Genomic DNA, 24423 nt, shown 5'->3' on the forward strand with positions numbered 1-24423 from the left:
CTCTAAAGAGGATTCTAAAAATACTAAACGAGGAGGGGAGTATATGAAACCCGTAAAATTTGATTATTATTCCCCGAAAACAGTTGATGAAGCTTTAACACTTTTAGAAGAAGCAGGATTTGACGGGAAAATCATTGCCGGTGGTCAAAGTCTTGTACCAATAATGAACATGAGACTATCATCGCCAGAATGTTTAATTGACATTAATCAGCTTCATGATTTGCAATTTATTGAGTTTGATAGTGACAAAGTTAAAATTGGTGCGTTAACGAGGCAGGCGGAAGTTGAAAGATCAGATATAGTTCAGAAGCATTTAGGGCTTCTAAGTGAAGCGGTTCCCTTTATTGGGCACGTTCAAACGAGAAATCGGGGAACATTTGGAGGAAGTCTTGTTCATGCTGACCCAACAGCTGAAATTCCTCTTTCATTGATGGCGCTCGGAGGGACCCTTCATATTGCTTCTAAAGAAGAGGTGCGAGAAGTAAACGTCGAGGATTTCTTTATTACTTATTTAACAACTGACATAATGCCAAATGAGATGCTGACGGAAATTCACATTCCTATAGAACAAGAAAGAAATGGATATTCATTTTATGAAATTTCTCGTCGTCACGGTGATTTTGCACTCGTTGCCTCTGCTTGTCAATTAACGATTGATCATTTAGATCGCATTACAAATGTAAGACTTGTATTAGGCGGTGTTGAAGCAACGCCATTGTTAATAGAAGGGGCAAACGAATGGATGAAAGGAGAGGTTTTATCTGACTCCCTTCTCCAAAAAGTCGAGGATATAGTGGATGAAATGGTAGATCCAGAGTCAGATATACACGCAACTGCTGAATATAGAAGACATCTTTCGAAAAAATTGGCAGTGCGTACGGTGAAATCAGCCTACGAACGAGCGAGGGGTGAAGCTAATGAGCGTTCATGAAATTGAAGTGACGATCAACGGGAAAAAGTATAAAGAACAAGTTGAGTCAAGATTGCTGTTAAGTGATTTTTTACGAGAAACGTGCGGTCTCACTGGCACGCATGTCGGCTGTGAACATGGTGTGTGCGGCGCTTGCACGATCCATTTAAATGGTTCAGCTGTTCGAAGCTGCCTCATATTTGCGGTTCAAGTGGATGGGCAGGAGATCACAACAGTAGAAGGTTTGGGAGAAGACGGTCAATTAACTCCATTACAAAAAAATTTCATTGAATGCCACGGTCTTCAGTGCGGGTTCTGTACACCTGGAATTTTAATGTCAGCAACTGACTATTTACAAAAAAATCCGAATCCTTCCGTTCAAGAAATAAAAGAAATGCTATCAGGACATTTATGCCGATGCACGGGTTATGTTGGAATTATAGAAGCAATTCAAAAAACAGTTGAAGAAAATAGTAATCATGCTCGGGTGGAAAGGTGATGATGATATGAACCTTTTAACTCTTTTTGAATTTGCTGTTGAGCGTCATCCAAATCGACTTGCTGTTGTAGAAGGAGACAGAAGGTATACGTACAGGCAATATCATAACGAAGTGGAAAAAGTCGCTGCTTCACTTCAAAAAATCGGCATTAAACAGCATGACCGCGTTATGATCCTTTTAAAAAATCGTCTTGAAAATACGGTGATTTATTGGGCGCTGCAAAAAATTGGAGCCATTTACACTCCAATTAATTTTCGGCTTTCGGTGAAAGAAGTTGAGTATTGTGTAAATGATGCTGAGGCTGCTGCTGTCGTATACGAGAGCGTAAGCCAAGAATCCGTGCTGAAAGCAAATCTGCACCAAAAACCGATACTTATTGGGTTCGGCGAAGTAGAAGGAGCTGATATCTACTATGATGAGCTTGTTGAAAGAAGTCCTGGCAGCTTGGAAAAGCCAACGATAGATGATAACGATATCGTTCTAATGCTTTATACGTCCGGAACAACAGGAAAACCGAAAGGAGTTCCTCGAACGCACAAAAATGAATATAGTGCAGCGCTAGCCCATATTATTCAAAACCAATATCAAGATGGGGAAAGTACATTAGGGACAATGCCGCTTTATCACACAATGGGAATGCGCTCCCTTCTATCTATTATGTTTTTAAATGGAAAATATGTTATTCTGCCTGATTTTGATGCTAAGGAAGCGTTGGAATTAATAGAACGTGAAGAAATTACATGCCTTTACTTAGTACCTACGTTATATCACGATATGTTAAATCACGCTGAATTTCATAATTTCGATTTGTCTAAGTTGAAAAAAATTGGTTATGCAGGCGCTTCTATGACAACAGCTTTAACAGAAAAATGTATTGAGATGTTAAAGCCTGAAGTGTTTGTGAACCATTTTGGCAGCACTGAAATTTACACATTTACAATAAACCATAATGTGAAGGAAAAACCAGGATGTGCCGGTAAGCCAGGCTTTCATCAGAGTATCCGCATTGTTAAGGCAGATCCTGATGGCAATGCAACTCCAGAGGATGTAGTGGAAAAAGGAGAACTGGGAGAAATCATTGTCAATATTGAATCACCAGAAAGCTTTAAAGGCTACTGGAATAGACCAGATGCTACAAAAAAAGCCATTCGGGATGGATGGTATTTTACTGGAGACCTTGGCAAATTAGATGAGGATGGAGATTTATATGTCGTCGGACGTGTCGATGATATGATTATTTCCGGCGGAGAAAATATACATCCTCTTGAAGTAGAAGATGTTTTAGCCAAGCATCCGAAAGTGCATGAAGTTGCTGTAATTGGTGAAGAAGATGAGCGCTGGGGCCAAGTTGTTTCTGCCTATGTCGTACCAAAAGATCCGTCACTTACCATACAGGAACTTGACGATTATTGTAAAAATAATACAAAACTTTCAAACTTTAAACGTCCAAGAAAATATGTATTTATTCAAGAAGTACCGAAAAGCCCTGTTGGGAAAATTCTCCGTCGTAAACTCAAAACGGGAGAATTTGAACTATATATAAATGAAAGTGAAAAAATCGTTTAATTTTTTCAAAAAAGAAAGGGGAACCAAAACATGGAAGCAGTAAAACAATATGATCACATTCGAGTTGAAAAAAATCCGGAAAAAAAGACGGCAACAATTGTTTTCGACCGTCCAGAAAAAATGAATTATATTAGCATGCTAGCTCGCTCACAATTTCCAGAAATTTTTGATGAGTTAAATAAAGACGATGATGTTCGCGTCATCATTATTAAAGGTGAAGGAGATAAGGCATTTAGTGCAGGAGGGAATATCCCTGAATTTTTGGAAGTGCATCAAGAAGAATTATCACATCTTGCTGTAAACGTTGCAGCACCAGAACGTTCTCCAAAGCCTGTTATTGCTCAGCTTCAAGGCTATACGTTTGGAGTCGGTTTTGAAATTGCTATGGCATGTGATTTTCGAATTGCAGCAGACGACACATTATTAGCACTGCCTGAGATGAATCTTGGTATGATTCCAGGAAGCGGCGGAACACAAAGGGTGGCCAAAGCAGTAGGATTAACTCGCGCAAAAGACATGATTATGCGTGCACGAAGAATTCCTGCTGAGGAAGCGTATCAATGGGGCCTTATTACAAAGGTTGTTCCAAAGGAAGAACTAGAAAGCGCTGTCGATTCACTCGTTGAAGAGCTTGTAAACTTCTCTCCGCTTGCATTAAAAGTATGTAAACAAGTGCTCAATGCAGCCGATGAAACACCGCTTAGTGCAGGAATTGAAATAGAAGGAAAAGCCTATGGATTGCTTCGCACTACAGAAGATTTCAAAGAAGGCGTCGAAGCATTCGTCGAAAAAAGAAAGCCGAATTTTAAAGGCAAATAAGACGGAAACTTCGGGAAACGGCGAGCTAGCCGTTTCCTAAAGTTAAAATTTACTGAAAATTAAAAATTTTTCAAAAGAAAGGTGGAGTAGTATGAATGGTAATATGGAGACAACCGTTCAGCAAACTTCAGCATTGGAAGCATCGACTAGTAGAAAGCAAATGATAATAGCCGTTATGGCGTCTCTGTTGGGTTGGTCGTTGGATTTGTATGATCTCTTTATTCTTCTCTATGTTGCACCTGAGTTAGGAAAGTTGTTTTTCCCGACAGATAAACCGACACTTTCATTGGCCGCTGTGTATGCTTCTTTTGCAGTTACACTATTTTTGCGTCCTCTCGGCTCAGCGCTTTTTGGTGCCTATGCTGATCGCCATGGGAGGAAGCGAGCAATGGTTGTGGCCGTGTCTGGTGTAGGGATTTCTACCGCCCTGTTTGGAGCGCTGCCAACAGTGCTTCAAATCGGTGCCGCTGCATCAATCATCTTTATTATTCTTCGTTTAATCCAAGGTGTATTTGTCGGAGGAGTTGTTGCCTCCACTCATACAATTGGGACGGAATCCGTACCGGAGAAATGGCGCGGCTTGATGTCCGGCCTTGTCGGCGGGGGCGGTGCTGCTCTTGGTGCATTGCTGGCCTCCATTGTATATTTTGTTTTGTCAAATATTTTTTCTGGGCCGGAATTCAGCGAATGGGGCTGGCGCTTTATGTTCTTTACCGGCATATTGAGCTCTGTTCTCGGACTGTTCGTATTCAAGAAGCTTGAGGAGTCACCGTTATGGGTGCAGCATAAGAAGGAGCAAGAAACGAAACCGGAACATCAGCAGTCTCCGGTGAAAACGGTGTTCACTAAATATTTGTCAGTTTTATTAATTAATTTAATGATTGTAATCGGCGGCGGCTCAGCCTATTATCTAACTTGCGGGTATTTGCCTACCTTTTTAAAAGTAATTAATGATATCCCGCAGACCGAATCCTCAATTATTCTTATGGTAAGCAGTATTTCTGCACTGGTTGCTGCTGTTGTTCTCGGTCATTTGAGCACTATTATAGGTAGAAAGAAAACATTCATTTTACTAGGCATCGTAAATCTGTTTGCTCTTCCGTATTTGTATACAGAATTGGCACACGCTCAAAATCTGACAATGATTACGCTCTTTGCAATGGGGTTGTCGTTTTTAGGGAATGGCTCATATGCTCCCGTGCTGATCTTTTTAAATGAACGTTTTCCTACATCTATTCGTTCGACGGGTACTGGACTGTCCTGGAATATGGGATTTGCTGTAGGCGGAATGATGCCGACTTTGGTAACAGTGGTCAGCGGTCAAACGTCGAATATTCCATCGTCCTTGGGGTATTTCTTTATTGCTCTCTTCATTTTGTATCTGTTGGGCAGCTTCATCATACCAGAAACAAAAGGGAATTTTAAATAAAGCTTACGAAAACAGCCTTTAAAAACAACATACAGGATAGGAAAAAGATCTGTTTTGAACAAGCCTATCGTACGATTGCTTTGAGACCTCCTTCTTAAAAATGTTCAAAAAGAAGGAGGTTAATTGATTTTATCCATAAATATTTACTCTACTTTATCATATTTTTCATGTTCTGAACTTATTCATTGCAACGCGAAACATATCGATCCCATTATTTTTAAATTCAGCTTAACAGTAAAGTCCGCGTTTGATCCTAATTATTTTGTTCGAACTTTCGATAATATTTGCTTAACCCTTCTTTTTAACAAATCCTTTTGACTCATAAAAAATATCTTTTTCATGCTATTATTACTCTTTTCACCTAAAGATCGGCATTGATCATTCTTGATTATTTGCAATATTCCTCTTTTTCATCTTAATACATACACTTATTATTTATTATATGCCGATAATAAGTGTAATTTCTGCCTTTATTTTCATACATAATATCCAAACATTTCACTCATGAAAACATGATACACCCCATGGATTTGTAATAGGTTACAACAGTGTAAAATAAAAGCTATTCTCTAAAAGATTGTTGTTATCAATCATAGAAAATATATATCATATGGTAAAATAAAGTAAAAAGGGGTAGTTTCAATGGGATTGCCAAAATGTTGTAAATGTAACCATCCATTTAGTTGGAGAAACATATTTCGTGCTTCGTTCAAATTTAGTCAAGAAATAAAGTGCCCTAAGTGTGGAACAAAAATGTATCCAACAATGAAATCAAGACAAAAAATGGGTATAGCAACTTTTGTACCATTGGTCATATCTTTTGCATTACAGGTATTTGGGCTTCCATTCAAGTTTACTATGTTGATATTTTTGTTGTTGTCAGTTTTGGGTATGATATTGCTGCCATTTTTATATTCGTTTGTCGATCATGAGGAGCCCCTTTGGTGAAAAAGGACGTATTGTTAAAGCTGATGATAAAAGGGTTTTTGCGTAATCTTGATGATAGGGAGGAGTTTTATGGAGAATATTTGTGTGTAAAGTTTTTAGCTTCTCATCTTAATTCAATAATCCCGATTTTTCATCAAAAGGACGTCAGAACCGGTACCCCCGTATCGCCTGAAAAAAATCCCCGCATATAACTATAGTGTCAATGAGAGAAGCTGTCGTTTACGATTACGAGAAGAGAGATATATGAAAGAGGAATGAATATTTTCTAATAATATAAGGAAATTGAGGATCGAAAACAGTTCAGAAATCTATTCAATCTCTCAATTGCTCCTTCGAAATTAATGAGAAAGTAGGTTGGATCTATTTAAGCGATACCTTTCAAAAACGAAAGAGGGTTTTTCCAAAATTTCTATTTTTATTGAGGAAGACGAAAAGACATTCGGACTGTTATCGAGGACATCGTTTGATCTCTACCGATTAGTAAGAGCAAAAAAGGGATAGAAACACAAAGTACGTTATGAAAAAATCTCTACTCAACATCTTCTGAACTTGCGCAAAAAGAAGTATGGTTAAAGATTACAAATAATCATTTGATCGTATTAAATGATCAATAAGCGAAACATCGTTGTTAAATTATGAAACGCAACTAAAGACAATCATTCGAAAAACCGAAAATGGAAAAATCAGCGAAAATTATTCTGAAATAATGTGATAGATTCTTAATAGATCAACAAAAAGTATCTATAACCGCTCTTGCGAATGTAGAGAGTGTCGAACTTTCTCCATTTGAGCGAAACATTGCTTAAAGTGTTTTTAAACATCATACTCCAATTACCATGTGAATACATGAAAGTTGATGCGAATTATATCGAAATGACCGCAATATGGTATAATAATAGTTATATTTATAATGAAGAAAGGAGCATACCGATGGCTGAAATTACAAATGAAATGATTTTGCAAGCGATTAAAGAACTGGCTGAGCAGCTAAAAAACCATTCAGAAGAAACGAATAACCGGTTTGAACAAATTAACCAACGGTTTGCACAAATTGACCAACGGTTTGAGCAAATTGATCGGCGGTTTGAACAAATTGACCAACGATTTGAACAAACCGATCAGCAGTTTGAACAAACGAAGCAGCAATTGGTCGAAATCAATGAGCGGCTCGACCAAGTTGAACAAAAGATCGAGGAGATGGACAAACAGCTCACTGATGTAGCAAACGGTCAAAAAATTCTTGTGGAAGAGTTGTTTGAAAATAAGAAAGAAATCAAGCGAGTCAAAAATATTTTAAACATATATTAACCGCACTGATCTATTAAGTGTTTTTTTTTGGACAAAACCGTTAGATAAAAACAAAATGATGTCTGAAATTAGCTTTTCGCCTCCCTGTTTTCTTCAAAATAATGTCCAAACTTCTTCGCCGTTTTCTATTTAGCTTTATTCATTCCTATTATTATCCAATTAATACTATCCCCGTTTTTAACACATAATCCCCGGAATAGGATCTGGCTTGTGCTGTCTACAGTGTGAGAAAAAAGGCGCAAGAAAGGATAAGTCCCCATTCAAAAAACAGCGGCTGTCTCATCGGTTTAACGGCCATTGCGGCAGCCTCGTTATGCTTTCACCTTATTGATTAATTTTTATTATAAATGCAATAATTTTTTCTATCAGCGAAAGCAAAGACTGACATTAGTTTTAAGCGCCTCAGGCTTTTTACTTTCGGTACTTTCCATTCTTCACTGTTCGAAAACCTATTTACAACAAAGCAAATTTTTCCTATAATTATAACTAACTAATTAGTTAGTTATAAAAAAGGGGGTTCTTGTTGGCTGTAAAAAAAGGCGAGGCGAGTAAGAGAAAGTTATTTCTATGCCAGAAGAGCTTTTTACGAAAAAAGGGTTTTCAAAGTACCAAAAGAAGTGAATTTGTTGCAAACGAAAGCTTAACACAAGCTGCGTTTCAAAAGTAAGGAAGATATCTTTCAACAAATATTTCAAAATTTTGATCACAGTTAATAAAACTAAGGGATGTTGGAAAAATCTGTTGAACTATCGCTATCGGATGTCAAAACTTTTGTAACCAACATGTTTATCAAATTATTTACTTTTTTAGGAAAAAACAAATCAGACAAGGAGACAGTGATCAGATTCGAAAAAGATTGATATGTTCAATAACAAGCGATTCGGAATTGTAAAAGAAAAAATTGACATATGGGTGGCAGCAGAGTCCATCGCTGCTATTATAGAACGATTGGTACATCGATATTTATTAACAGGAGAAAAAGTAAAGTAGGACAGATGTTTTTGGGCAGAATTTCAAATCGTTCGAAAAGCGGTGATTGAAATGGTATTAGATTGGTTGGATTCTCAACTTCATTTGGTTAGCGTGCTTTGGTTATTTCCCATTTTGTTTATGTTTCATGATTTCGAAGAGATTCTTACGGTAGAGAAGTGGACCAAACAGAACAAAGAACAAGTTCTTGCGGTTTTACCTAAATCAATACGAAAATATTTTTATAGCAGCTTTCAGATGACAACTGTTCAATTTGCGAACGATGTATTTTGGATTTTCCTTACCATTACAACAGCAACATGTTTAGCCGTCATTTTCTCTTTTTACTATATTTTTTTAATGTTACTGTTTATCTTTTTTGCCCATGTGTTCACACATTTAGGGCAAGCATTCTATCTAAGGAAATACACTCCTGGTGTAATCACTTCCATCATTCTAGTGTTGCCCTATTCTTCATATACCTACTATCGATTGCTGAAAGAACAAGTCATAAGCGGAACAGATATATTGTGGAGTACTATTGGAGCTTTCATCATCGTGCCAATATTATTTCTGTTTCTGGTGTATGAAAGAAATAAAGCTACAAAAAAAGTTGAGGAAGATGGTGCCGACAAGAATTTTTTGTAATGTAAGATAGATTTGAAGTTACACGATTAACTGTAGGCGGGTAACTTTCATATAAATATAACCCAAAATGTGCAGAGCATTCTATCGAAAAACTTCAGAAAGATCAAATTAATACAATTGTTGTACATGATATTGAAATATTTAATAGAGATATCATTTCGATGTGGGTACCGTCAAGAATTTTGTGTTATGTAAGATAGATAGGGCATCTCTGAAATGGATTACCTTAAACAATTTAAGAAAGACCAAATTTGATACAATTGTTATACATGATATCAAAATATTTAACAGAAATATCATTAATTGGTTTATACAAAATGGATTTCATTTCAGTTTGTACTTTAAAAAATTAATAGGTTGTGTAAAGAATTATTGAACGAATGGAGAGATCACTTATTAACTAACGGATTCCCTTTTAAAGTGCAAAATTAAATAACTTTTGAAAGTACATTAAAAAGCAGGGTAATTGTCATATCAAATTACCCTGCTTTTTTCTCCTCTTTGGCAAATCAAAAATATAAATAATGTAAAATTTTTTATCCAAAATGTAATATATATATTGAATTATGTAATATATATTGTATAAAATGTAATATATAAATTACATTCAGAGAGGGTTTTGAAATTGTGAAAAACAATCTTAAAGTTGCTCGTATCCAAGTAAATCTGACCCAACAACAACTGGCAAAAAAGGTTGGTGTAACTCGCCAAACTATCAGTTTAATCGAAAAAGGAAAATACAATCCTACTTTAAAATTGTGCCTCGAAATTTGTTATGCGGTTAATAAAACGTTAGATGAAATTTTTTGGGTAGACAAGGGAGAGTGATTAAATTGCAAAAAATAAAAGACGAACGATTATTATTGAAAAATCTGCAAAATTTACGAATTGCCTACATTTTACAGACACTTGGAATCATCGGAATATTAGGCTATGACCTAATAACAAAAGGAATAGATGGAATGAGAGAAAATCCATTATGGTTTGTGTTTATCCTTACAACGGTCGTATCAGCTTTCTTATCAATGAACATTAGTGTGGAATATGAAAGTCAAAAAAGGTCACCCAAAAAAGGATTCCTAATATCACTTGTTGTATTAACACTTATTTCAACTATAATAGGAATCCTCACATCATTAAGTGAAGGATTTACTGCAATTAATGGTGTTTTAATTGCAGGAATAATTTTTATATGTGGAATCGTTCCGATTTCTTATCTATATTATTTGAGAAAGAAAAGCATAGATGATCATACAGATTGAAGGAATAAACAATTGGAAAAACTTTTTTAAAAAATATTTAAAATTAAATAAACGAATAGCAGGCGAATATTCCGTGGCTGTTGTCCCACCAAAAAGAATGGCCTAAATTCCAGTGAACGATTTAAACGTTGAGGAAGATTTTATATATTTTTGCTTTTCAAAGTTTACAAAATCAATGATAGCAGCCTTTGTTTTTTTGTCATGTAGACACCTCATTTTTTAGTCTATTATTACTATGAGCATTTTGTAAAATTAGATTTTTATTAAAAAGAGTTTTAAAAGAAACCCAAATAAATTGGGGTATTTTGTATCTTTGGTTTACAAATATTCTGTTTGTCCTTTTTTGGGCGTACTTGCAGAATTTTTCGCTTTAAAAATTTTTTGTCTCATCACCATATTCTGTGATGTTCACACAATTCCGGAAATAAGTTAGCGAGATTGATACTCAATCTAGAGTAGCTCCTTCGTCAGCTTGCAGACCACTAAGTTGGTAGATGAAGGCGGTCAAGTGCTTTCCTTGACGGATTCCATTCTACCAACTACAATGCGGAAAGCTGATGAAGGGCATGGTTAAGCAACCTGATTTTTATAAGTTTTACCTGTACATTCCAAAAATACACGTAGCCGAAATCTTTCAAGGTTTCTGAAGCCAAAAGCACGTCTTTTGATGTTCTTACTCTTATGGTTTGTACCTTCAATCCGGCCATTCGTAAAAGGGATAAGAAAATATTGTAAAATTTGTGCCTTCCAATTTTCTATCGTCTTGGCTACTTGATGAAATGAAGGAAATGGGCTGCTCCATGCGAGTTGAATCTATTCTTCTAAGAGTGAATCAGCTGTATCATAGTCATTCACTTGGTATATTTTTCTAAATAGTTCTTTTAGAAAATAGGCATATGACAATTCTGAATGCTCTTTGAGCATCTCGTCTAATTGTTGTTTTTCATTAGCCGTTAACTTTTCAGAACCTTTCAAGAGTTTAAACCGTCCCTTTTTTAGTCCAGGAGTTTTCTTTCTAACTTGGTCAAGTGCATGTGTCACCTTTTGCACCACATGATATTTATCAATGACGATACAGGCCTCTGGGAATATAGATTTAACAGCTTTATGGAAGGGATCCCACATATCCATAACAACGGTATGAACCCATTTATTAGACAGAATCTTCTTGGCAAGTAAGATCTGAGTTGAATGATAACTCCGTTGATGTTCCATACCAAGCACACTCCCGGATTGGGTATCCATAAGAACTGTTTCATATCGGTGACCCTTTCGGACAGCGATCTCATCAAGGTTAAGGATTAATTCATTGTTTTCTAAAACACTTTCAAGAATTTCTAAATGCTCCTTCTCTTTTTCTTTAGCAACGGAATAAAATATTCTCTCAACGGTTGTATAAGGTATTTTTTCCTTTCGACTCACTTCTTGGATAGTAGAGCCAATGCACATTTCGTACAGATATTCTCTGTACCGATTGGTCTGATGCTTATTAGGACGGATACATTCAAATGTTTGTGAAAATCCCTCATTACAGTTGTGACAACGGTATCTATACACTCTGACAAATAAGAAAAGGGGCTTACCTAATACGGACAAGTCACGCACCTTTCTTGTCCGCCAGTCATGGACATGACTAGAAAAAAACCGAAATAAGAACAGCGTTCTTCTGTAGTATTTTTCTCAACATGTAACAAATTGCAATCTTCAAGAAACACTTGTTTAACAACTTCAAATTCTGGCAAATCTAGTGATACGGAAAACACTTTAGAACCTCCTGTCATGTTAAGTGACACTAACTTTATTGCTAGGAATTCGTGAGTGTTTTCCTTATTTTTTGGGTTAAATCACAAAATGTGGTGAAGAATCTATTTTTTTATCCATTCGGTTGCATCTCCACATGCAATTAGTACATCATGATGGTTAAAACATAATAAATATTCATTGTTCTTATTAGTAACATAGAACTCAACATTAAACATTTCTGACAGTAGTTTTACTAGATTTTCTCCCCCCTCTACTTCATAAGACGATTTTTCATCGGATGGGTTAAACATCAAAATAGCTTGAGAATTTCCAATATATTCAGCAATCCATTTCCAAGCTTCTGGATGTTGTACAGCTATATCGTTATCTAGATGCTCCCACAACGGAAATAATTTAGTACCGTTAGCGTATTTTCTGGAAAGTTGTTGAAATCTTAATTCTGTATCATGTTCTGATATTTTGGTTACATTGATGTTCATAGAAGCAGCAGCAGACATAATCTGTTCCTCAATATTCCACAACATATACATTCCTCCATTTATCTATTTACAGTTACATCGTCTACCAGTATATGCCCACGTATGGCTCCTCCTCCACCTCTTTTCCCCAGTTTGATAACCAATGTGCGGAACATCTGGACCATTTTTTGTATGTCCAATATCAATATTGATTTCTGCACCATTTTTAGCTCTCCACTCTACTGGGAATGATTTACCATTAGCATATCTTCCCCGCTTAGTCACAGTAAATTCTGTTCTCGGTACACCTGTCCTAATAAAAGCTTCATTTAATGAGTCCCTATATGTCTTTCCTGTTCCCCTAAAATCTAAATCAACATCTTCTTTAAATTTATATCCTGTTATTTTACCTAACTCAGTGTTACCTGTACCCTTAGGAAATTATAAAAATGTACTTTATAAATGGGTGGCAGTTTCACTAACCATCACCCATTATATCAACTGACTTTCCGTTCAGGCATGATATAAGCGGTCTTGTGTTTCTCATATCATAGATAATATTGACAAGTCTTCTCATAATGCAAATAAGCGCTTGTTGTTTGGTTTTACCTTCTGCTAGCTTTTTCTGATAATACTCATAAAACACAGGATTTCGAGGAGTTTTACTGCCTTTACAAATATGTATTTTGTTGAACAGCCAAGTTATAAAAGATAGTGTATAATTTCCTGTTTCCTTGTTTGCTTTTCTGAATAGTTTCCTTGCCGCCCGAACTTATTCTGACAGGGGCTATACCTGCATACCTTGCGAGTTTGTCGGAGTTAGTGAAACGATGAATATCCCCGATTTCTGCAATGAAAGCCGATGCAGTCACCGTATTAATGCCTGGCATCGTTTCAAGCTGTATCCCTAAAGGCTTGGTAAGTGCTTTTAACTCTTTATCTACTTTTTTGATTTTTTGCTTCTTAAAGGCTGCGCCCGAACACCATCAGCCATCTTTGTTCAGACAACGTGGGCAGAGTTTATCTCTCAACATTAGAAAAAGTGTGCAAAGTGCTGGACATCGACATCCAGGAGTTAATCGAGGTGGAGTAATCCTCTCGCTATAGTAATCGGTGGTAGCGAAGAAAAAGTTGCGAAAAAATTTTTATAAAAAAGTTGCGAAAAAATTTTTATAAAATGGTGGGAAAACAAGGGTAAGGTTTTTGGCGAAAAAAACGGTAGTAACTGATAATTTTTCAGTGGGTGTAATGTATTTTAAATATAATAGAGGGGATGTTTTCTACACACAAGAAACTGAATATTTAGTCTACTGTGTGGAAAGGAAGAATACCTTTTATATTGTAAATTGTAACGTTTTTCAACAGTAGAGCATGATAATATGAAACATGTAAATTCTTACTTTTAACTAATAGGAAATGGAGTTTATTAGTAAAAAAGAAATAGAAGAAATAATTGATGAGTTAACAGGTGCATTTTGATATTAGGTCAATAAAGTAGACACAAAAATTTATAGATTTTTTTTCGCAGCTACCGCGCTATCGCTTGGTGGCCTTTTAAAAATAATTACGACGTTGTCCTAATTATTTTTAAAAGGTAAATTTTCGGGTCTAACTATTCTATTAATATGTTCATTAAGCTCCCTTTTTATAGTACATACGTTCGTATTCAGATGGCGAAAAATACTCTGTTGCGGAGTGAATACGTTTATTATTGTAAAATATTTCTATATACTCAAATATGCTCTTTTTTGCTTCCTCCCTTGTTTTATAACGAGTCTGATAGATTAGTTCTTTTTTTATAACCCCATGAAATGATTCAATACAAGCGTTGTCATAACAATTTCCTTTGCGGCTCATGCTACATTTCATTCCGTATTCCATTAGCTTAGCTTGATAGTCATTTGAAGCATATTGACTCCCTCGATCAGAATGATGGAGGATAGAACCCTGTGGTTGTTGACGCTGATAGGCTTGCTTTAAAGCACTTAACACTAGCTCCTTTTTCATGGAACAGTCTATATGCCAGCCGACTATTTTCCTTGAATACAAATCCATCATACTAGCTAGATAAAGCCAACCTTCATCCGTTGGAATGTAGGTGATATCAGCTACCCATACTTCATTTGGTTTCGTAACAGTAAAATGTTGGTTTAAGATGTTTTTTGCAAGCAAAAAGTGCAGAGTATTGCAGCGAAAAATACATAGGCTTGCAGCTTTATTTTTTTACATTAATTACCATTCAATTTCACAGAAGAAAGAGCATTTTTCAGCCGGTAACTTTCACCTGTGAATGCGATGATATGGGCATGGTGTACCAAGCGATCCACTAAAGCGGAAGTTAAGCGGTTATCTCCAAACACTCGATTCCATTGGCCAAACTCTAAATTCGATGTGACAATCACACTTTTATGTTCATAACAGTCGGCTATGATATGAAACAATAATTCCGATCCTTGTTTTTGGAAAGGAACATATCCCAGTTCGTCTAGTATAAGTAAATCGCACTTATCGATTTGACGTTTTACTCGTTGTAAAGTACCTTCTTTTAACGCCTCCTCTAATTGTCCTACCAAATCTGCGACACGAAAGAAACGAACCTCAAACCCTTTTTCGCAGGCTTTTAATCCAAGAGCTGTCGCTAAATGGGTTTTGCCTGTTCCTGGTGAGCCAAGAAGCAATAAATTTTGTTTCCCATGTAAGAAACGAAGGTCACAAATCTCTTCTTTTGTCGTGGTAGCTGGCAGATGCAACTGGTCGTTCCATTCATAATCTTTCAACCATTTCAGTTCTCTAAATTTGGCTTTTTTTATTAGTCTCGATACCTTGGCAGCTTGTCTTGATGAGACTTCGGCCAGTAATACATCACATAAAAACTGTTCTTTATTCTCAAAGACAATGTCTTCATACTGATCAGCTATATAAGCAAGGTGCAGGGTTTTACAGACTTCTTTCAGATCACGAGCGATCATCAGTTATCCCTCCCTTCTAAGGTCGGACATAGCCTCTGATCATACATGCTTAAATCCGTTTCATAATCTAGTAATACAGAAGGGGTATGGGGTTCTGACAATTTTTCCGGATAAGTTGCTTTCTGAGCTTCCAATAAGGAACCCAATTCGTGCGGCTCTTTTTCAATACGTTGCTCCATTTCCAAACATTTATGGATGTCTTGTAAGGCATGAACCTCCAGCAGTTTTTTTAAGCCTGCCACCCGTTTCTTAATCTCATCAGGTTTTATCGTAAGATAAGTTTGTACTCTTTCGGGCAGGTATTTAAAGAAACGAGAATACTTAACAGCACGTGGCTTTTTCTCCCAGTCGGCCAAGATGTTGTCCCATGGTATAGGCCTTGTGGTCATCATATAGGGACGTGAGTCTTGATAGATCATTTCACCGTCATTCGAAAAGCAAGTGAATTTGTCCCATTCCTTTTTAATAACTAGTGTCTGTTTGATCCTCGCTTTATGAATAAGGAATTTTTCTCTATCGACTAGAATCTCGCCATATTTATTTACAGTAGCCGAGTCGATTGAAAAGATTGGAAGATCACTGATTGGCAAAGCTTTTAATTGCTTCTGATCCTCAGCCCACAATTCTTCTATCGGAACTCCTTTTTCGTAGTGAGGGCGTTTTCGATCGGTTACCATTTTCTCTTCTAGCCAGTGGGCCAGTTGTGAAAAATCCTCCATTACTGGGGCTGTTACAAAAAAGTTATTTCTTGTATAGCCTACCTTTTTCTCTACATTCCCTTTTTCATGTCCACTACCGGGATTGCATGGTTGTACTTCAAATCCATAATAGGACTGGAAGCGTAAGAAAGAGTCCGTATAGCTTCTCTTGTCTCCCTTGCCTACCGTTACAACCGCTGCCGACAGGTTATCAATTCGTAAATATGTCGGGACACCCCCAGCCTGGTGAAATAACTGTTTCAAGCCCTCTAGAAAACACTCCGAGTTTTCTGCCGGCAGGGGATAAGAAAAGGCGGCATTACTATATGGAAAACTGAGAATAAGAGTTTTGATGTCTTTATATGCGCCGTCTTTTACAGCCGTCATATTTCCAAAATCCACTTGGGCTTCGCCCGGAGGGTGCTCCAGACGTTCGTATCTTGTGGTTTTTTCTTCTTTTATTTGTGGTCTGCGATGCTGAATGTACTCACAAACGGTTCGATAAGAACCTTTAAACCCGTGCTCTTCTTTAAGTTGTTCAAACATCTTCTTGTTTGTTCGTCTTTCTTTTTTCTTAAGCTTCATGTCCTCCTCAAGCCAACAATCTACGATTTCTCCGTACTCTTCCTCGTACATCATTCCCCTTCGACGGAAGGGAAGAGATTCTACTGGTACTTCACCGTCAGCGTATTTTTTTGCTGTTCTCCAATTTTTACCTGTCTTTTTAGCGATCTCAGAGATTGACATATCTTCGACTTCTCTTAAATGTTTGATATAATTAACTTCAGGCATTGCTAGCATCCTTTCTTATCCTCCTACTGTTAAGTTCTGCTCAATCTCAACAGTAGAGGTTATTGGGTGAGCTGGCAAGCCTTTTTTTATGCAGCTATTCTGCACAAATTTCTTGCAAAACTATGTACTTTTATTTTGCAATAAACAGGTTTAAGACATTTTCGTGGACCGGATGGTTATGTTTTGAGTTAGTGGTAGCCTTATGCTTTTTCACGGTACGAGACTTCATTCCCTCTTTGTTCATTATGCGGGAAACCGTCTTCTGTGAAACCTTAATGCCTTCATGATTAAGCTTTTTGGCAACCTTTGGACTCCCATACAGTTGGCGAGATTCGATATACACACGACGCACTTCCTGCGTCAATTCTTCTCGACGCTCTTGTCTAGCACTTTTGGGACGATCACGCCATTTATAATAACCGCTTCGAGAAACTTTCAATACTTCGCACATCTTCTCCAATCGGTAATCGAAGCGATGCTCATGGATAAATGAATATTTTACCGTTGGTCTTTCGCGAAGAAGTGCATCGCCTTTTTTAAGATGGAGTTTTCCTCCTCCAGATCCCGAATACGTTTCTTCAGTTCACGAACTTCGTGGTCTTCGGATCGAAACGTTTGGGTTTCTGTTATTTCAGGTTCTTGCTTATATTTTTTCATCCAGCCGTGAAGAGTATTTTCGTTAATTTTGAGCTCACGAGCCACTTGTGCAACGGATTTCGCTTCCTCCAAAATATAACGAACAGTTTGACGCTTAAAGTCTTCCTCGTACCGCCTTTGTTTTTTTGTCATGTAGACACCTCATTTTTCAGTCTATTATTACTATAATAATCTGTGTCTACTTTTTAGTCTAACATCATTTCATTCTTCCATCAAAAAAGAGTTAGATGATATTGAGGATATAGAATATAAAATTACTACGGATTCTATTAGAATTAAACAAGAAGTTCCAGATCATTCAATTCTAGCAAGTACAGTGCCAAGCGAAGATAAGTCCCAAGTTGAAAAAGTGGTATTTTTTACCGAGAGTATTTGTAAAGGCGTCAAGGATATTTTTCAAAAATTCACGTTTTGAGTGTGTTTAAAGAAGCGATAAGAATTTTTATAAAGTTTATCTTCATTCATGAATTGGTTCATGTAAAACAATTTAAAAATGGTATGACAATGGAAGAATATCGCAGAACTAAATACAAAGAGAGTGAATTCGAAAAAGAAGCTAATGAGAAAGCAGCAGAAATTTTAAGTAGGGATGGAGAGTTCCAAAGAGAAATAGTCAGTATTATAAACAACAATAAACCCACAGATATTTATGTTGTTGAAGAGCTTTCAAAGCTTTATGAAGATTCCTTAGCTCAGCAATGAGAGCATCACTTTGACAGGGTGGAGGTCGCTAGTTCGAGCCCAGTCGGAATAATCATTAAAAACCTTGGTATGACGCGGTTTTTGTGAAATACAAGAATCGCATTTTTCTTGTGCGTCCGGCATGGATCCATTCTATAGGGTGAGAGGCACGAACCATGAAGGCAGTTGTAGAGTTAGCTTTAAAATAGAAAAACCTTGAAAGGCTTGTAACCAATCAAGGTTATTTAACGCTTTTTAATTGCTATACTTGTTTATCCAATCTATAATGTCTTGTTCTACATGTAGATATTCATCTGGACTATCTTTTAAATCAATTCCGGAAACAATTTGTAAAAGTTCCCAAACAGTTTCATCTGATATATTTGGCTCATCCTGCATTACATATTTTGAAGCCCAATCTGCTACTTCTTCTAGTGTTAGCTTTCCTTGTAAAATCATTTTTAATTTATTAATTATTTCTTCTTTTGTTGGTTGTTTCATTTTTTCACCACTTTCCAATATAATTCCCATTGCTAGAAAAAAAACCTTGAAAGAGTTTTTACTCAATCAAGGTACTCAAGAATTTGTAGTTCTATTCTGCTTTTACAGCTTCTTTTAATTGTTCTACTACACTTTTTAGCCATTGAATTGGAGTTAGCTCAAGATCAGGAAAATATACTCCGTCTGCACAGTGTTGAATGTATTCATTCTTTTCATCATCCGAATACTCACTATTGATGAATTCTGTTAAAAATACGATAGCAGATTTAAGATATTCTTTACTTTCCTCTGTTAACAATTCTTGTAATGCCTCTTCAGGTGAATCTGCATCTTGATGAAAAGTCCCAGCCAAGAACTGAAAAACTGGATCTTCTGGATTATTTTTGACTAACAAGCATTTTTCCCTCCATTCCATTATTTGGTTGAATAACCAGTTAAAATAAAATTCCCTGCTTCATCCTTCTTTAATACTATGTTAGCATTCCCTCATCCTTAAACACACGTAAGAGAGTGTATCCTTGTGCCTTTAATTTCATCTTCTTGGTAGGCAAGGCTGTATCCATCTTTGGCTTGCCCTTGTGTGGAAACTCGGATATATCCAATCACATTCATGATACCTTCCCCCTCCGTTACGCAAATTCAGATTAACGTAACGCTTGTTAACAATGACGAGTATTATACGACCGTCTTTAGTGAAAATACAATACAAAAATAATTTGCCAGCTCTTATTGTCACAGTCAGTTAAAAGTTTATACCCTCTTTCTCGCCACGAGAAAGCTTTCTCTCGTGTTTTAAAGCATACTCGAAGGGTATTAGTGTTGTTAATAGTTTCACCATGCATCACAGCCAAACTCATAGTAGGCAGAACCATTATGAAGTCTGAATTAAAATGTTGGTAAAAACGATATATAAATTTTCTCGTAATTGCACTTTATTATTTGATACATCTGTTAGTTTTAAAATAAAAACCTTGAAAGGCATAAAGCCAATCAAGGTTTTCATAATTAGTTCTTAAATATTATCTAATACCTCATCTACTGACTCACCAAACAATTCTGGATCTTCTTTCTTTATATCTCCTAACAAATCTTTAATAATATTTCTTGTTTTGATGTCGATATTCTCCAAAACTATTGCATAAATTGTACGTACATGGGGGTGATTTAATATTCTGTAATGTAAAATTTCTATCCATTCCCTCCCATAACTTATAACTGTTGGCACAGAAGTAGCAATTAGTTTTAACCCTTCCTCTATTTTATTCTTATATAAATGCTCAATAGTATGCACCAAGTTAAACATTACCTCATGGTGTTCAGTATTATCATCAAAAGCTAAAATTAAATCTTTAATAATTGAAACCTCACCATATTCATATATAATTTTTAAAGCTTGCTCAAATTCTTCCACTTGTTTTTCTGTCTTAAGCAGACGGTTATCGTATACCTTTTTTATTTCCGACTTAATATCCAAAAATATTCCCTCCTTAGCTGTTAGATTTAAATTAGAAAAAACTTGAATGGCTTATAGCCAATCAAGGTTTTTGTTCTAAATCAGTTACCTCCATCTCCAATTTATTTCCCAGTCTTCATACACAGCCGGCAAATAAATTCCTCTTTTATATTGATGATCATTCACAATAAACCAATTTTCATCCTTCAGCCATTCTTCATTATATTCACTCTCTTTAAAATCGTTTTCTTCATCCGTCAGAGCCTTAAAAAACTCTTTAAACTTTACTATATTTTGATTAGGTATAAGTTTACCATACATCCACATGCCTTCAGTGTTGATATCTTGTATTTCGCCTAGACATTCATCTTGGAAATATAAAAACATAATATACTCACTCCTTAGGAGAAATTTTTATGAATTTGCTAGGTATCTCTCCTCTGATCAAATATTCATTGTCTCTTGTAGTCCAAGTTAACGCTCTATTTTTCCAAAAATCAGAAGAAGAGCTATCTCTCTCAATTAATTTTCGAATCTGTTTTGGGGATAAAATAGCTACATTTTTAACTTCTCCTGATCTAATCGCTTTTCTCAAAGAAGAAATATCTAATTCTATTAAGTAATCCCCATAATTTCCAATAATACCTTTATTACCAGTGAAACTAATATAAGGGCTATTTGATTTTGCTCCCCTTCTGTAACCTCCTAAAATATGCTCTATAACAGTAACTTGTCGATTTTTGTATATACCTTTACTATTTGCAGGAACTAAATTACCTGAATCTGATATAAATGGCTTACCAATTCCATTAGATCTTTTAGGTGAATGCAATAAACTATCTCCTCTATAAAGTTTACCAGTACCCTTATTATTGTTTTAATTTGGCTTCTCTATTTCTCCTTCAACGGTTCATTATGTAAAAAATGACCCCAACTGTACTGGAGTCATCTTTAGCTGTATATGCATTTTGAACTGTCTATTTTTTGATGTCATAACTATACGAAGATAATAATTTTTAAATACTTAGTAAATTTTTTGTTTATACTACCCAATATTAAATTTAGAGGAAGCATATTTTTAAAATTCCTGGTCCTTCCCCCCATTAAATTCTTTGGAATAAATATGTTCCGTGTAGATATTAAATAAAAAAACACTTTAATTCGTCTTCTGTTGCAACATTACTTCTAATTTATCTAACTCAATTACTAGTGGTTCATCGTAACTCTCAACTAAGTTGGTATCAAAATACGCTCTCAAGGCTCCTTTTAGCTTAGAATCTTTCCTTAATTCATCAATATTGCTATTGGTATTTACAGTTTCTGATAATTCTTTCAACTTATCTAATAATGTATCTAAAAATTTATGTTCCCTCTGATTTTTTTTTTCATAAACTAAATCCATAACCTTTTGTATTTGAATTTTAATATTATCCATTTCTTCGTTTTGCATAACAAAACCTCCTATTTTGAAGGTATTGGCCTAATTTCCTTTATCCATTCTAAAGAATAATTTAAAGGTAATAAAATTTGGTCAGCATCCCCTTTTAGAATACTACCGGTTTTAGTAATTTGTTTTTCAGCTCTGCCAATATTCAATATAGTTCCTTTTGGAACTTCAATTACGGCTTCATAGTTCCTCGTATTTTTCCATTCTGGGAGTAAAGCTAAGTCAATTTTAGTTTGTATCCTATTTACAGCCGGAGAAGTTGTAGCAAATGTTCCGCCTGCATCTGCATGCCCGCCAAATACTCTATAGACTGTAACATTCTCTTTTGTAATCACTGTTCTATAATTTGAATCTTTAAATGTAGTAGCAATACTCGAAGGTAAAGGCATTTTTTCAATTTCCTCTACCTGATTGTCAATACGAGTTGAGTAATCTTTTCCTTTTTCAACTGTTTTTTTACCAGTACCCTTAGTGCTAAGTTCAACGCCATCGTTGCCTGCTTTACCTCCGCCTACATTTATCCCATCCAACTTACTTAACCAAGCTTGAATCTTATTCTCCACCGGAACCTTAACATTCCCAGCCCCTTTCATGGCGAATCCCATTTGCCGGCTTGGCAGGAGGTGTCTTAAGTTTGTTGCGGCGTTGTCTACGAATCGGCCGACTTGCAACGCACCGTTTGCTGCGCCGGTTTTCAAATGATGCGGCATTTCCTTCGCCCATGCTTTCGCATTTCGAATGCGGGCAACGATGTCTTTTTCAGCATGGACAACTATGTCGGAGGCACGTTGTGATTTTTGCTGGAAGCCCGTTTTTAACCCCGTTAATAATTGAAGATCACTTGCTTCTCTTAGAGGTGAAAAGCGGGCGGCGCTGCTGAATCTAGAAAGCGCGCTGACGCCAGGGACGATATCCAATGGAGCGAGGACACCGCGGAATACTCTTTCGCCTGTTTCTAGTTCCCTCCCTGAAATCCAGTCTTTTCCGGAAACGGCCGAGCTTAATTCCAGTGTACCATAGGCCATGCCCAATGCCATCCCTGCTGGCGGACAAATAAATGAGACGCCGACAATCACGACGAGCGCCGCTATTTGCCCCCAGAATTCTTTGTTCATTTGCCCGTCTTTGATCGATTCATACTGAAAAGCATGGGAATTCAATGTCGTCTGTATATATTCTTTTTTCGAAAAGTCCTGGCGGGTGTTCAGTTCTTTCCATGAGGCGTATTCCCGTTCCATTAGCCTGGCATAGTAGTTGCTGCCGCTGAACAGATCTTCCAGTCCGACCTCGGCTTTCGGCACTTCGATCGTCTCCTGTGAGCCATAAGTTCCTGGAACAACGATTGTTTCTTTTGCGCCGATGCGGTTTTTCGTCTTGATCTCTGATATCGATAAGTCGCGCATCGCTTCGACAAAAGCATCGATATCTTGATAAAACGGCTCATCGATGGTGCGGTCGACAATATCTCCGATGCGGCCGCTAAAGCGGTGCATGACAAGAAAATCCTCATATAAGCTTTGATATTGGCTTTTGCGATCGGTATGGGTGAAAGAGATGACACCATCGCTGTCATATTTGGCTATGTCTGACTGGGCGTCTTCCAAAAGATCGCTGATATCTTTTAAGTTGTCGATCATGCCTTTTCCCCATACACCGACGCCGATCAGGTTGCCGATTCCTTTCTTGGTCCTTTCCCATTCTGAAGGTATATAGTTGACATTCACTGTATCCATGCCTCCGATTGAAACGAAATGGATTCCATCAAGTGGAAAAGCTTTTTGTTTCATTATAAGACAGATAAAGGAATTTTTAGTAAATAGAAATGAAAAAGGGGAATTTTAAGAAAAAACTACCAAGAGGTTTCTAGATTATTTTCTTATTTAGGTAATAGAGACCGATTATATTGTCTCGAATAAAAATGCCCTTTATGGAATATAGGACCAAAGCCGTATAAAGCAACTTTTATTATTTCCACTGTAAACTTGACAGGGGGAAGTTCAAAATTAGGAACTCTTTTATTAAATAAAGTACTTTTTCAGTGGTGACGATGTATACGGGTAACTTTTTTATTGACGAACTTGTATATACAGGTTAAAATAAAAGCATCTTGTATATACAAGTTTTGAAAGCGGTTAAAAGGAGAGTTCATAATGTTAAAAAAATGGTTTCGAAAAAAAGAGGAAACGCTCTTAGCCCCTTTAACCGGAAAAATAGTCGAGATCGAACAAGTTCCTGATCCAGCATTTTCCCAAAAGCTCATGGGGGATGGAGTGGCTATTGATCCTGCAGACGGAATTGTCGTTTCGCCGGTCAATGGGGAAGTTATTCAATTTTTCCATACGAAGCATGCGATTGGTATTCGTTCTGAGACGGGACTGGAGCTATTGATCCACATCGGTTTAGACACCGTTATGATGAACGGTGAAGGATTTGTTGGACATGTGAAGGTCGGTGACAAAGTCAAGGCGGGCGACAGTTTACTGACATTCGATCTTGCATTGATCAAAGAAAAAGCAGCAAGCACGATCACACCGATTGTCATCACCAATATGGATGCCGTTCAATCACTCGAAAAGAAGTCGCTCGAAAGCGTGCAGGCAGGAACGGATTCATTTATGGTTGTCGTAGCAAAATAACACTTGTT

At 36.6% G+C, this 24423-nt stretch carries 27 protein-coding genes and 4 pseudogenes; 13 read left to right on the forward strand and 18 right to left on the reverse strand.

The window, feature by feature from the left end:
• Nucleotides 1-43 precede the first annotated feature (43 nt).
• From NSQ84_RS05485 to NSQ84_RS05530, 10 genes are all read left to right on the forward strand, one after another.
• On the forward strand, nucleotides 44-931 hold the full coding sequence (locus tag NSQ84_RS05485) for a xanthine dehydrogenase family protein subunit M (protein WP_327847676.1): 888 nt from the start codon (nucleotides 44-46) through the stop codon (nucleotides 929-931).
• Entirely contained in the window at nucleotides 918-1409 is a 492-nt protein-coding gene (locus NSQ84_RS05490) for a (2Fe-2S)-binding protein (protein ID WP_063387539.1), read from the forward strand. Before NSQ84_RS05485 ends, NSQ84_RS05490 begins: the two co-directional genes overlap by 14 nt.
• A 7-nt stretch (nucleotides 1410-1416) precedes the next feature.
• Entirely contained in the window at nucleotides 1417-2976 is a 1560-nt protein-coding gene (locus tag NSQ84_RS05495; RefSeq protein ID WP_339212334.1) for an AMP-binding protein, read from the forward strand.
• 30 nt (nucleotides 2977-3006) lie between these two features.
• Nucleotides 3007-3795, forward strand: a complete 789-nt coding sequence (locus NSQ84_RS05500; protein WP_063387541.1) for an enoyl-CoA hydratase-related protein — start codon at nucleotides 3007-3009, stop codon at nucleotides 3793-3795.
• Between the two features lie 91 nt (nucleotides 3796-3886).
• The gene (locus tag NSQ84_RS05505; RefSeq protein WP_311067059.1) at nucleotides 3887-5224 is read left to right on the forward strand and encodes an MFS transporter; all 1338 of its coding nucleotides are present in this window, start codon (nucleotides 3887-3889) and stop codon (nucleotides 5222-5224) included.
• A gap of 1878 nt (nucleotides 5225-7102) precedes the next feature.
• On the forward strand, nucleotides 7103-7480 hold the full coding sequence (locus tag NSQ84_RS05510; protein ID WP_063387544.1) for a hypothetical protein: 378 nt from the start codon (nucleotides 7103-7105) through the stop codon (nucleotides 7478-7480).
• Nucleotides 7481-8341: 861 nt separating this feature from the next.
• A complete protein-coding gene (locus NSQ84_RS05515; RefSeq protein ID WP_327873856.1) occupies nucleotides 8342-8470 on the forward strand; it encodes a hypothetical protein in 129 nt (42 codons plus the stop codon).
• A gap of 51 nt (nucleotides 8471-8521) precedes the next feature.
• Nucleotides 8522-9097: an HXXEE domain-containing protein gene (locus NSQ84_RS05520; protein WP_201108590.1), complete on the forward strand. Its 576-nt coding sequence runs from the start codon at nucleotides 8522-8524 to the stop codon at nucleotides 9095-9097.
• A 627-nt stretch (nucleotides 9098-9724) separates the two neighbouring features.
• Complete coding sequence (locus NSQ84_RS05525) at nucleotides 9725-9925, forward strand: helix-turn-helix transcriptional regulator (RefSeq protein ID WP_066248232.1); 201 nt, start codon at nucleotides 9725-9727, stop codon at nucleotides 9923-9925.
• A gap of 5 nt (nucleotides 9926-9930) precedes the next feature.
• Entirely contained in the window at nucleotides 9931-10359 is a 429-nt protein-coding gene (locus NSQ84_RS05530) for a hypothetical protein (protein ID WP_066248228.1), read from the forward strand.
• A gap of 570 nt (nucleotides 10360-10929) precedes the next feature.
• Here NSQ84_RS05530 and NSQ84_RS05535 read toward each other — a convergent pair.
• From NSQ84_RS05535 to NSQ84_RS05555, 5 genes and pseudogenes are all read right to left on the reverse strand, one after another.
• A pseudogene (locus NSQ84_RS05535) lies at nucleotides 10930-11964 on the reverse strand (ISL3 family transposase).
• A complete protein-coding gene (locus NSQ84_RS05540; RefSeq protein WP_242513875.1) occupies nucleotides 11943-12122 on the reverse strand; it encodes a hypothetical protein in 180 nt (59 codons plus the stop codon). Before NSQ84_RS05540 ends, NSQ84_RS05535 begins: the two are co-directional and overlap by 22 nt.
• A 102-nt stretch (nucleotides 12123-12224) precedes the next feature.
• Nucleotides 12225-12647 (reverse strand): DUF6756 family protein, encoded by a 423-nt coding sequence (locus NSQ84_RS05545; RefSeq protein WP_242009372.1) that lies wholly within the window; start codon nucleotides 12645-12647, stop codon nucleotides 12225-12227.
• A gap of 18 nt (nucleotides 12648-12665) precedes the next feature.
• Nucleotides 12666-12986 (reverse strand): polymorphic toxin type 47 domain-containing protein, encoded by a 321-nt coding sequence (locus NSQ84_RS05550; RefSeq protein ID WP_339212732.1) that lies wholly within the window; start codon nucleotides 12984-12986, stop codon nucleotides 12666-12668.
• Between the two features lie 92 nt (nucleotides 12987-13078).
• Nucleotides 13079-13549: pseudogene (locus NSQ84_RS05555) on the reverse strand (transposase); the annotation flags it as partial.
• Between the two features lie 17 nt (nucleotides 13550-13566).
• On the opposite strand from NSQ84_RS05555, the gene NSQ84_RS05560 reads away from it, so the two are divergent.
• Nucleotides 13567-13674 carry a helix-turn-helix transcriptional regulator gene (locus NSQ84_RS05560; RefSeq protein ID WP_277986857.1) on the forward strand — a complete coding sequence of 36 codons (108 nt, stop codon included), beginning with the start codon at nucleotides 13567-13569 and terminating at the stop codon, nucleotides 13672-13674.
• A 539-nt stretch (nucleotides 13675-14213) separates the two neighbouring features.
• On the opposite strand, the pseudogene NSQ84_RS05565 reads toward NSQ84_RS05560, so the two are convergent.
• The 5 genes and pseudogenes from NSQ84_RS05565 to NSQ84_RS05585 all read right to left on the reverse strand — a co-directional run.
• Nucleotides 14214-14759, reverse strand: a pseudogene (locus NSQ84_RS05565) (IS3 family transposase); the annotation flags it as partial.
• A gap of 50 nt (nucleotides 14760-14809) precedes the next feature.
• Nucleotides 14810-15547 carry an IS21-like element helper ATPase IstB gene (gene istB / locus NSQ84_RS05570; RefSeq protein WP_327848832.1) on the reverse strand — a complete coding sequence of 246 codons (738 nt, stop codon included), beginning with the start codon at nucleotides 15545-15547 and terminating at the stop codon, nucleotides 14810-14812.
• 2 nt (nucleotides 15548-15549) lie between these two features.
• The gene (gene istA, locus NSQ84_RS05575; protein WP_327848831.1) at nucleotides 15550-17049 is read right to left on the reverse strand and encodes an IS21 family transposase; all 1500 of its coding nucleotides are present in this window, start codon (nucleotides 17047-17049) and stop codon (nucleotides 15550-15552) included.
• Nucleotides 17050-17170: 121 nt separating this feature from the next.
• Nucleotides 17171-17479 carry an IS3 family transposase gene (locus NSQ84_RS05580; RefSeq protein WP_339212341.1) on the reverse strand — a complete coding sequence of 103 codons (309 nt, stop codon included), beginning with the start codon at nucleotides 17477-17479 and terminating at the stop codon, nucleotides 17171-17173.
• Nucleotides 17480-17538: 59 nt separating this feature from the next.
• Nucleotides 17539-17829 (reverse strand): transposase, encoded by a 291-nt coding sequence (locus NSQ84_RS05585; RefSeq protein ID WP_339212343.1) that lies wholly within the window; start codon nucleotides 17827-17829, stop codon nucleotides 17539-17541.
• A gap of 372 nt (nucleotides 17830-18201) precedes the next feature.
• On the opposite strand from NSQ84_RS05585, the gene NSQ84_RS05590 reads away from it, so the two are divergent.
• Nucleotides 18202-18399 carry a hypothetical protein gene (locus NSQ84_RS05590; RefSeq protein ID WP_130158591.1) on the forward strand — a complete coding sequence of 66 codons (198 nt, stop codon included), beginning with the start codon at nucleotides 18202-18204 and terminating at the stop codon, nucleotides 18397-18399.
• A 234-nt stretch (nucleotides 18400-18633) separates the two neighbouring features.
• Here the strand turns inward: NSQ84_RS05590 and NSQ84_RS05595 are convergent, their stop codons facing one another.
• The 8 genes and pseudogenes from NSQ84_RS05595 to NSQ84_RS05630 all read right to left on the reverse strand — a co-directional run bounded on the left by NSQ84_RS05595 (nucleotide 18634) and on the right by NSQ84_RS05630 (nucleotide 23503).
• Nucleotides 18634-18879, reverse strand: a complete 246-nt coding sequence (locus NSQ84_RS05595) for a DNA-binding protein (protein ID WP_066247273.1) — start codon at nucleotides 18877-18879, stop codon at nucleotides 18634-18636.
• A 91-nt stretch (nucleotides 18880-18970) separates the two neighbouring features.
• Nucleotides 18971-19273, reverse strand: a complete 303-nt coding sequence (locus NSQ84_RS05600; protein ID WP_063389303.1) for a contact-dependent growth inhibition system immunity protein — start codon at nucleotides 19271-19273, stop codon at nucleotides 18971-18973.
• Nucleotides 19274-19358: 85 nt separating this feature from the next.
• Nucleotides 19359-19491 (reverse strand): annotated as a pseudogene (locus NSQ84_RS05605) (recombinase family protein); the annotation flags it as partial.
• 400 nt (nucleotides 19492-19891) lie between these two features.
• Nucleotides 19892-20353, reverse strand: a complete 462-nt coding sequence (locus NSQ84_RS05610; protein WP_327874245.1) for an Imm30 family immunity protein — start codon at nucleotides 20351-20353, stop codon at nucleotides 19892-19894.
• 84 nt (nucleotides 20354-20437) lie between these two features.
• Nucleotides 20438-20719 carry a hypothetical protein gene (locus NSQ84_RS05615; protein WP_130158595.1) on the reverse strand — a complete coding sequence of 94 codons (282 nt, stop codon included), beginning with the start codon at nucleotides 20717-20719 and terminating at the stop codon, nucleotides 20438-20440.
• A gap of 7 nt (nucleotides 20720-20726) precedes the next feature.
• Nucleotides 20727-21164 carry a hypothetical protein gene (locus tag NSQ84_RS05620; protein ID WP_232515500.1) on the reverse strand — a complete coding sequence of 146 codons (438 nt, stop codon included), beginning with the start codon at nucleotides 21162-21164 and terminating at the stop codon, nucleotides 20727-20729.
• 324 nt (nucleotides 21165-21488) lie between these two features.
• A complete protein-coding gene (locus NSQ84_RS05625; protein WP_094245387.1) occupies nucleotides 21489-21782 on the reverse strand; it encodes a hypothetical protein in 294 nt (97 codons plus the stop codon).
• An 11-nt stretch (nucleotides 21783-21793) separates the two neighbouring features.
• The gene (locus NSQ84_RS05630) at nucleotides 21794-23503 is read right to left on the reverse strand and encodes a hypothetical protein (protein ID WP_339212347.1); all 1710 of its coding nucleotides are present in this window, start codon (nucleotides 23501-23503) and stop codon (nucleotides 21794-21796) included.
• 426 nt (nucleotides 23504-23929) lie between these two features.
• Here NSQ84_RS05630 and NSQ84_RS05635 point away from each other — a divergent pair, with 426 nt between their 5' ends.
• Nucleotides 23930-24415 carry a PTS glucose transporter subunit IIA gene (locus NSQ84_RS05635; protein ID WP_063386461.1) on the forward strand — a complete coding sequence of 162 codons (486 nt, stop codon included), beginning with the start codon at nucleotides 23930-23932 and terminating at the stop codon, nucleotides 24413-24415.
• The last annotated feature ends 8 nt before the right edge of the window (nucleotides 24416-24423 follow it).

The sequence above is a fragment of the Aeribacillus sp. FSL K6-3256 genome, assembly GCF_037965805.1.
Classification (GTDB): Bacteria; Bacillota; Bacilli; order Bacillales; family Aeribacillaceae; genus Aeribacillus; species Aeribacillus composti.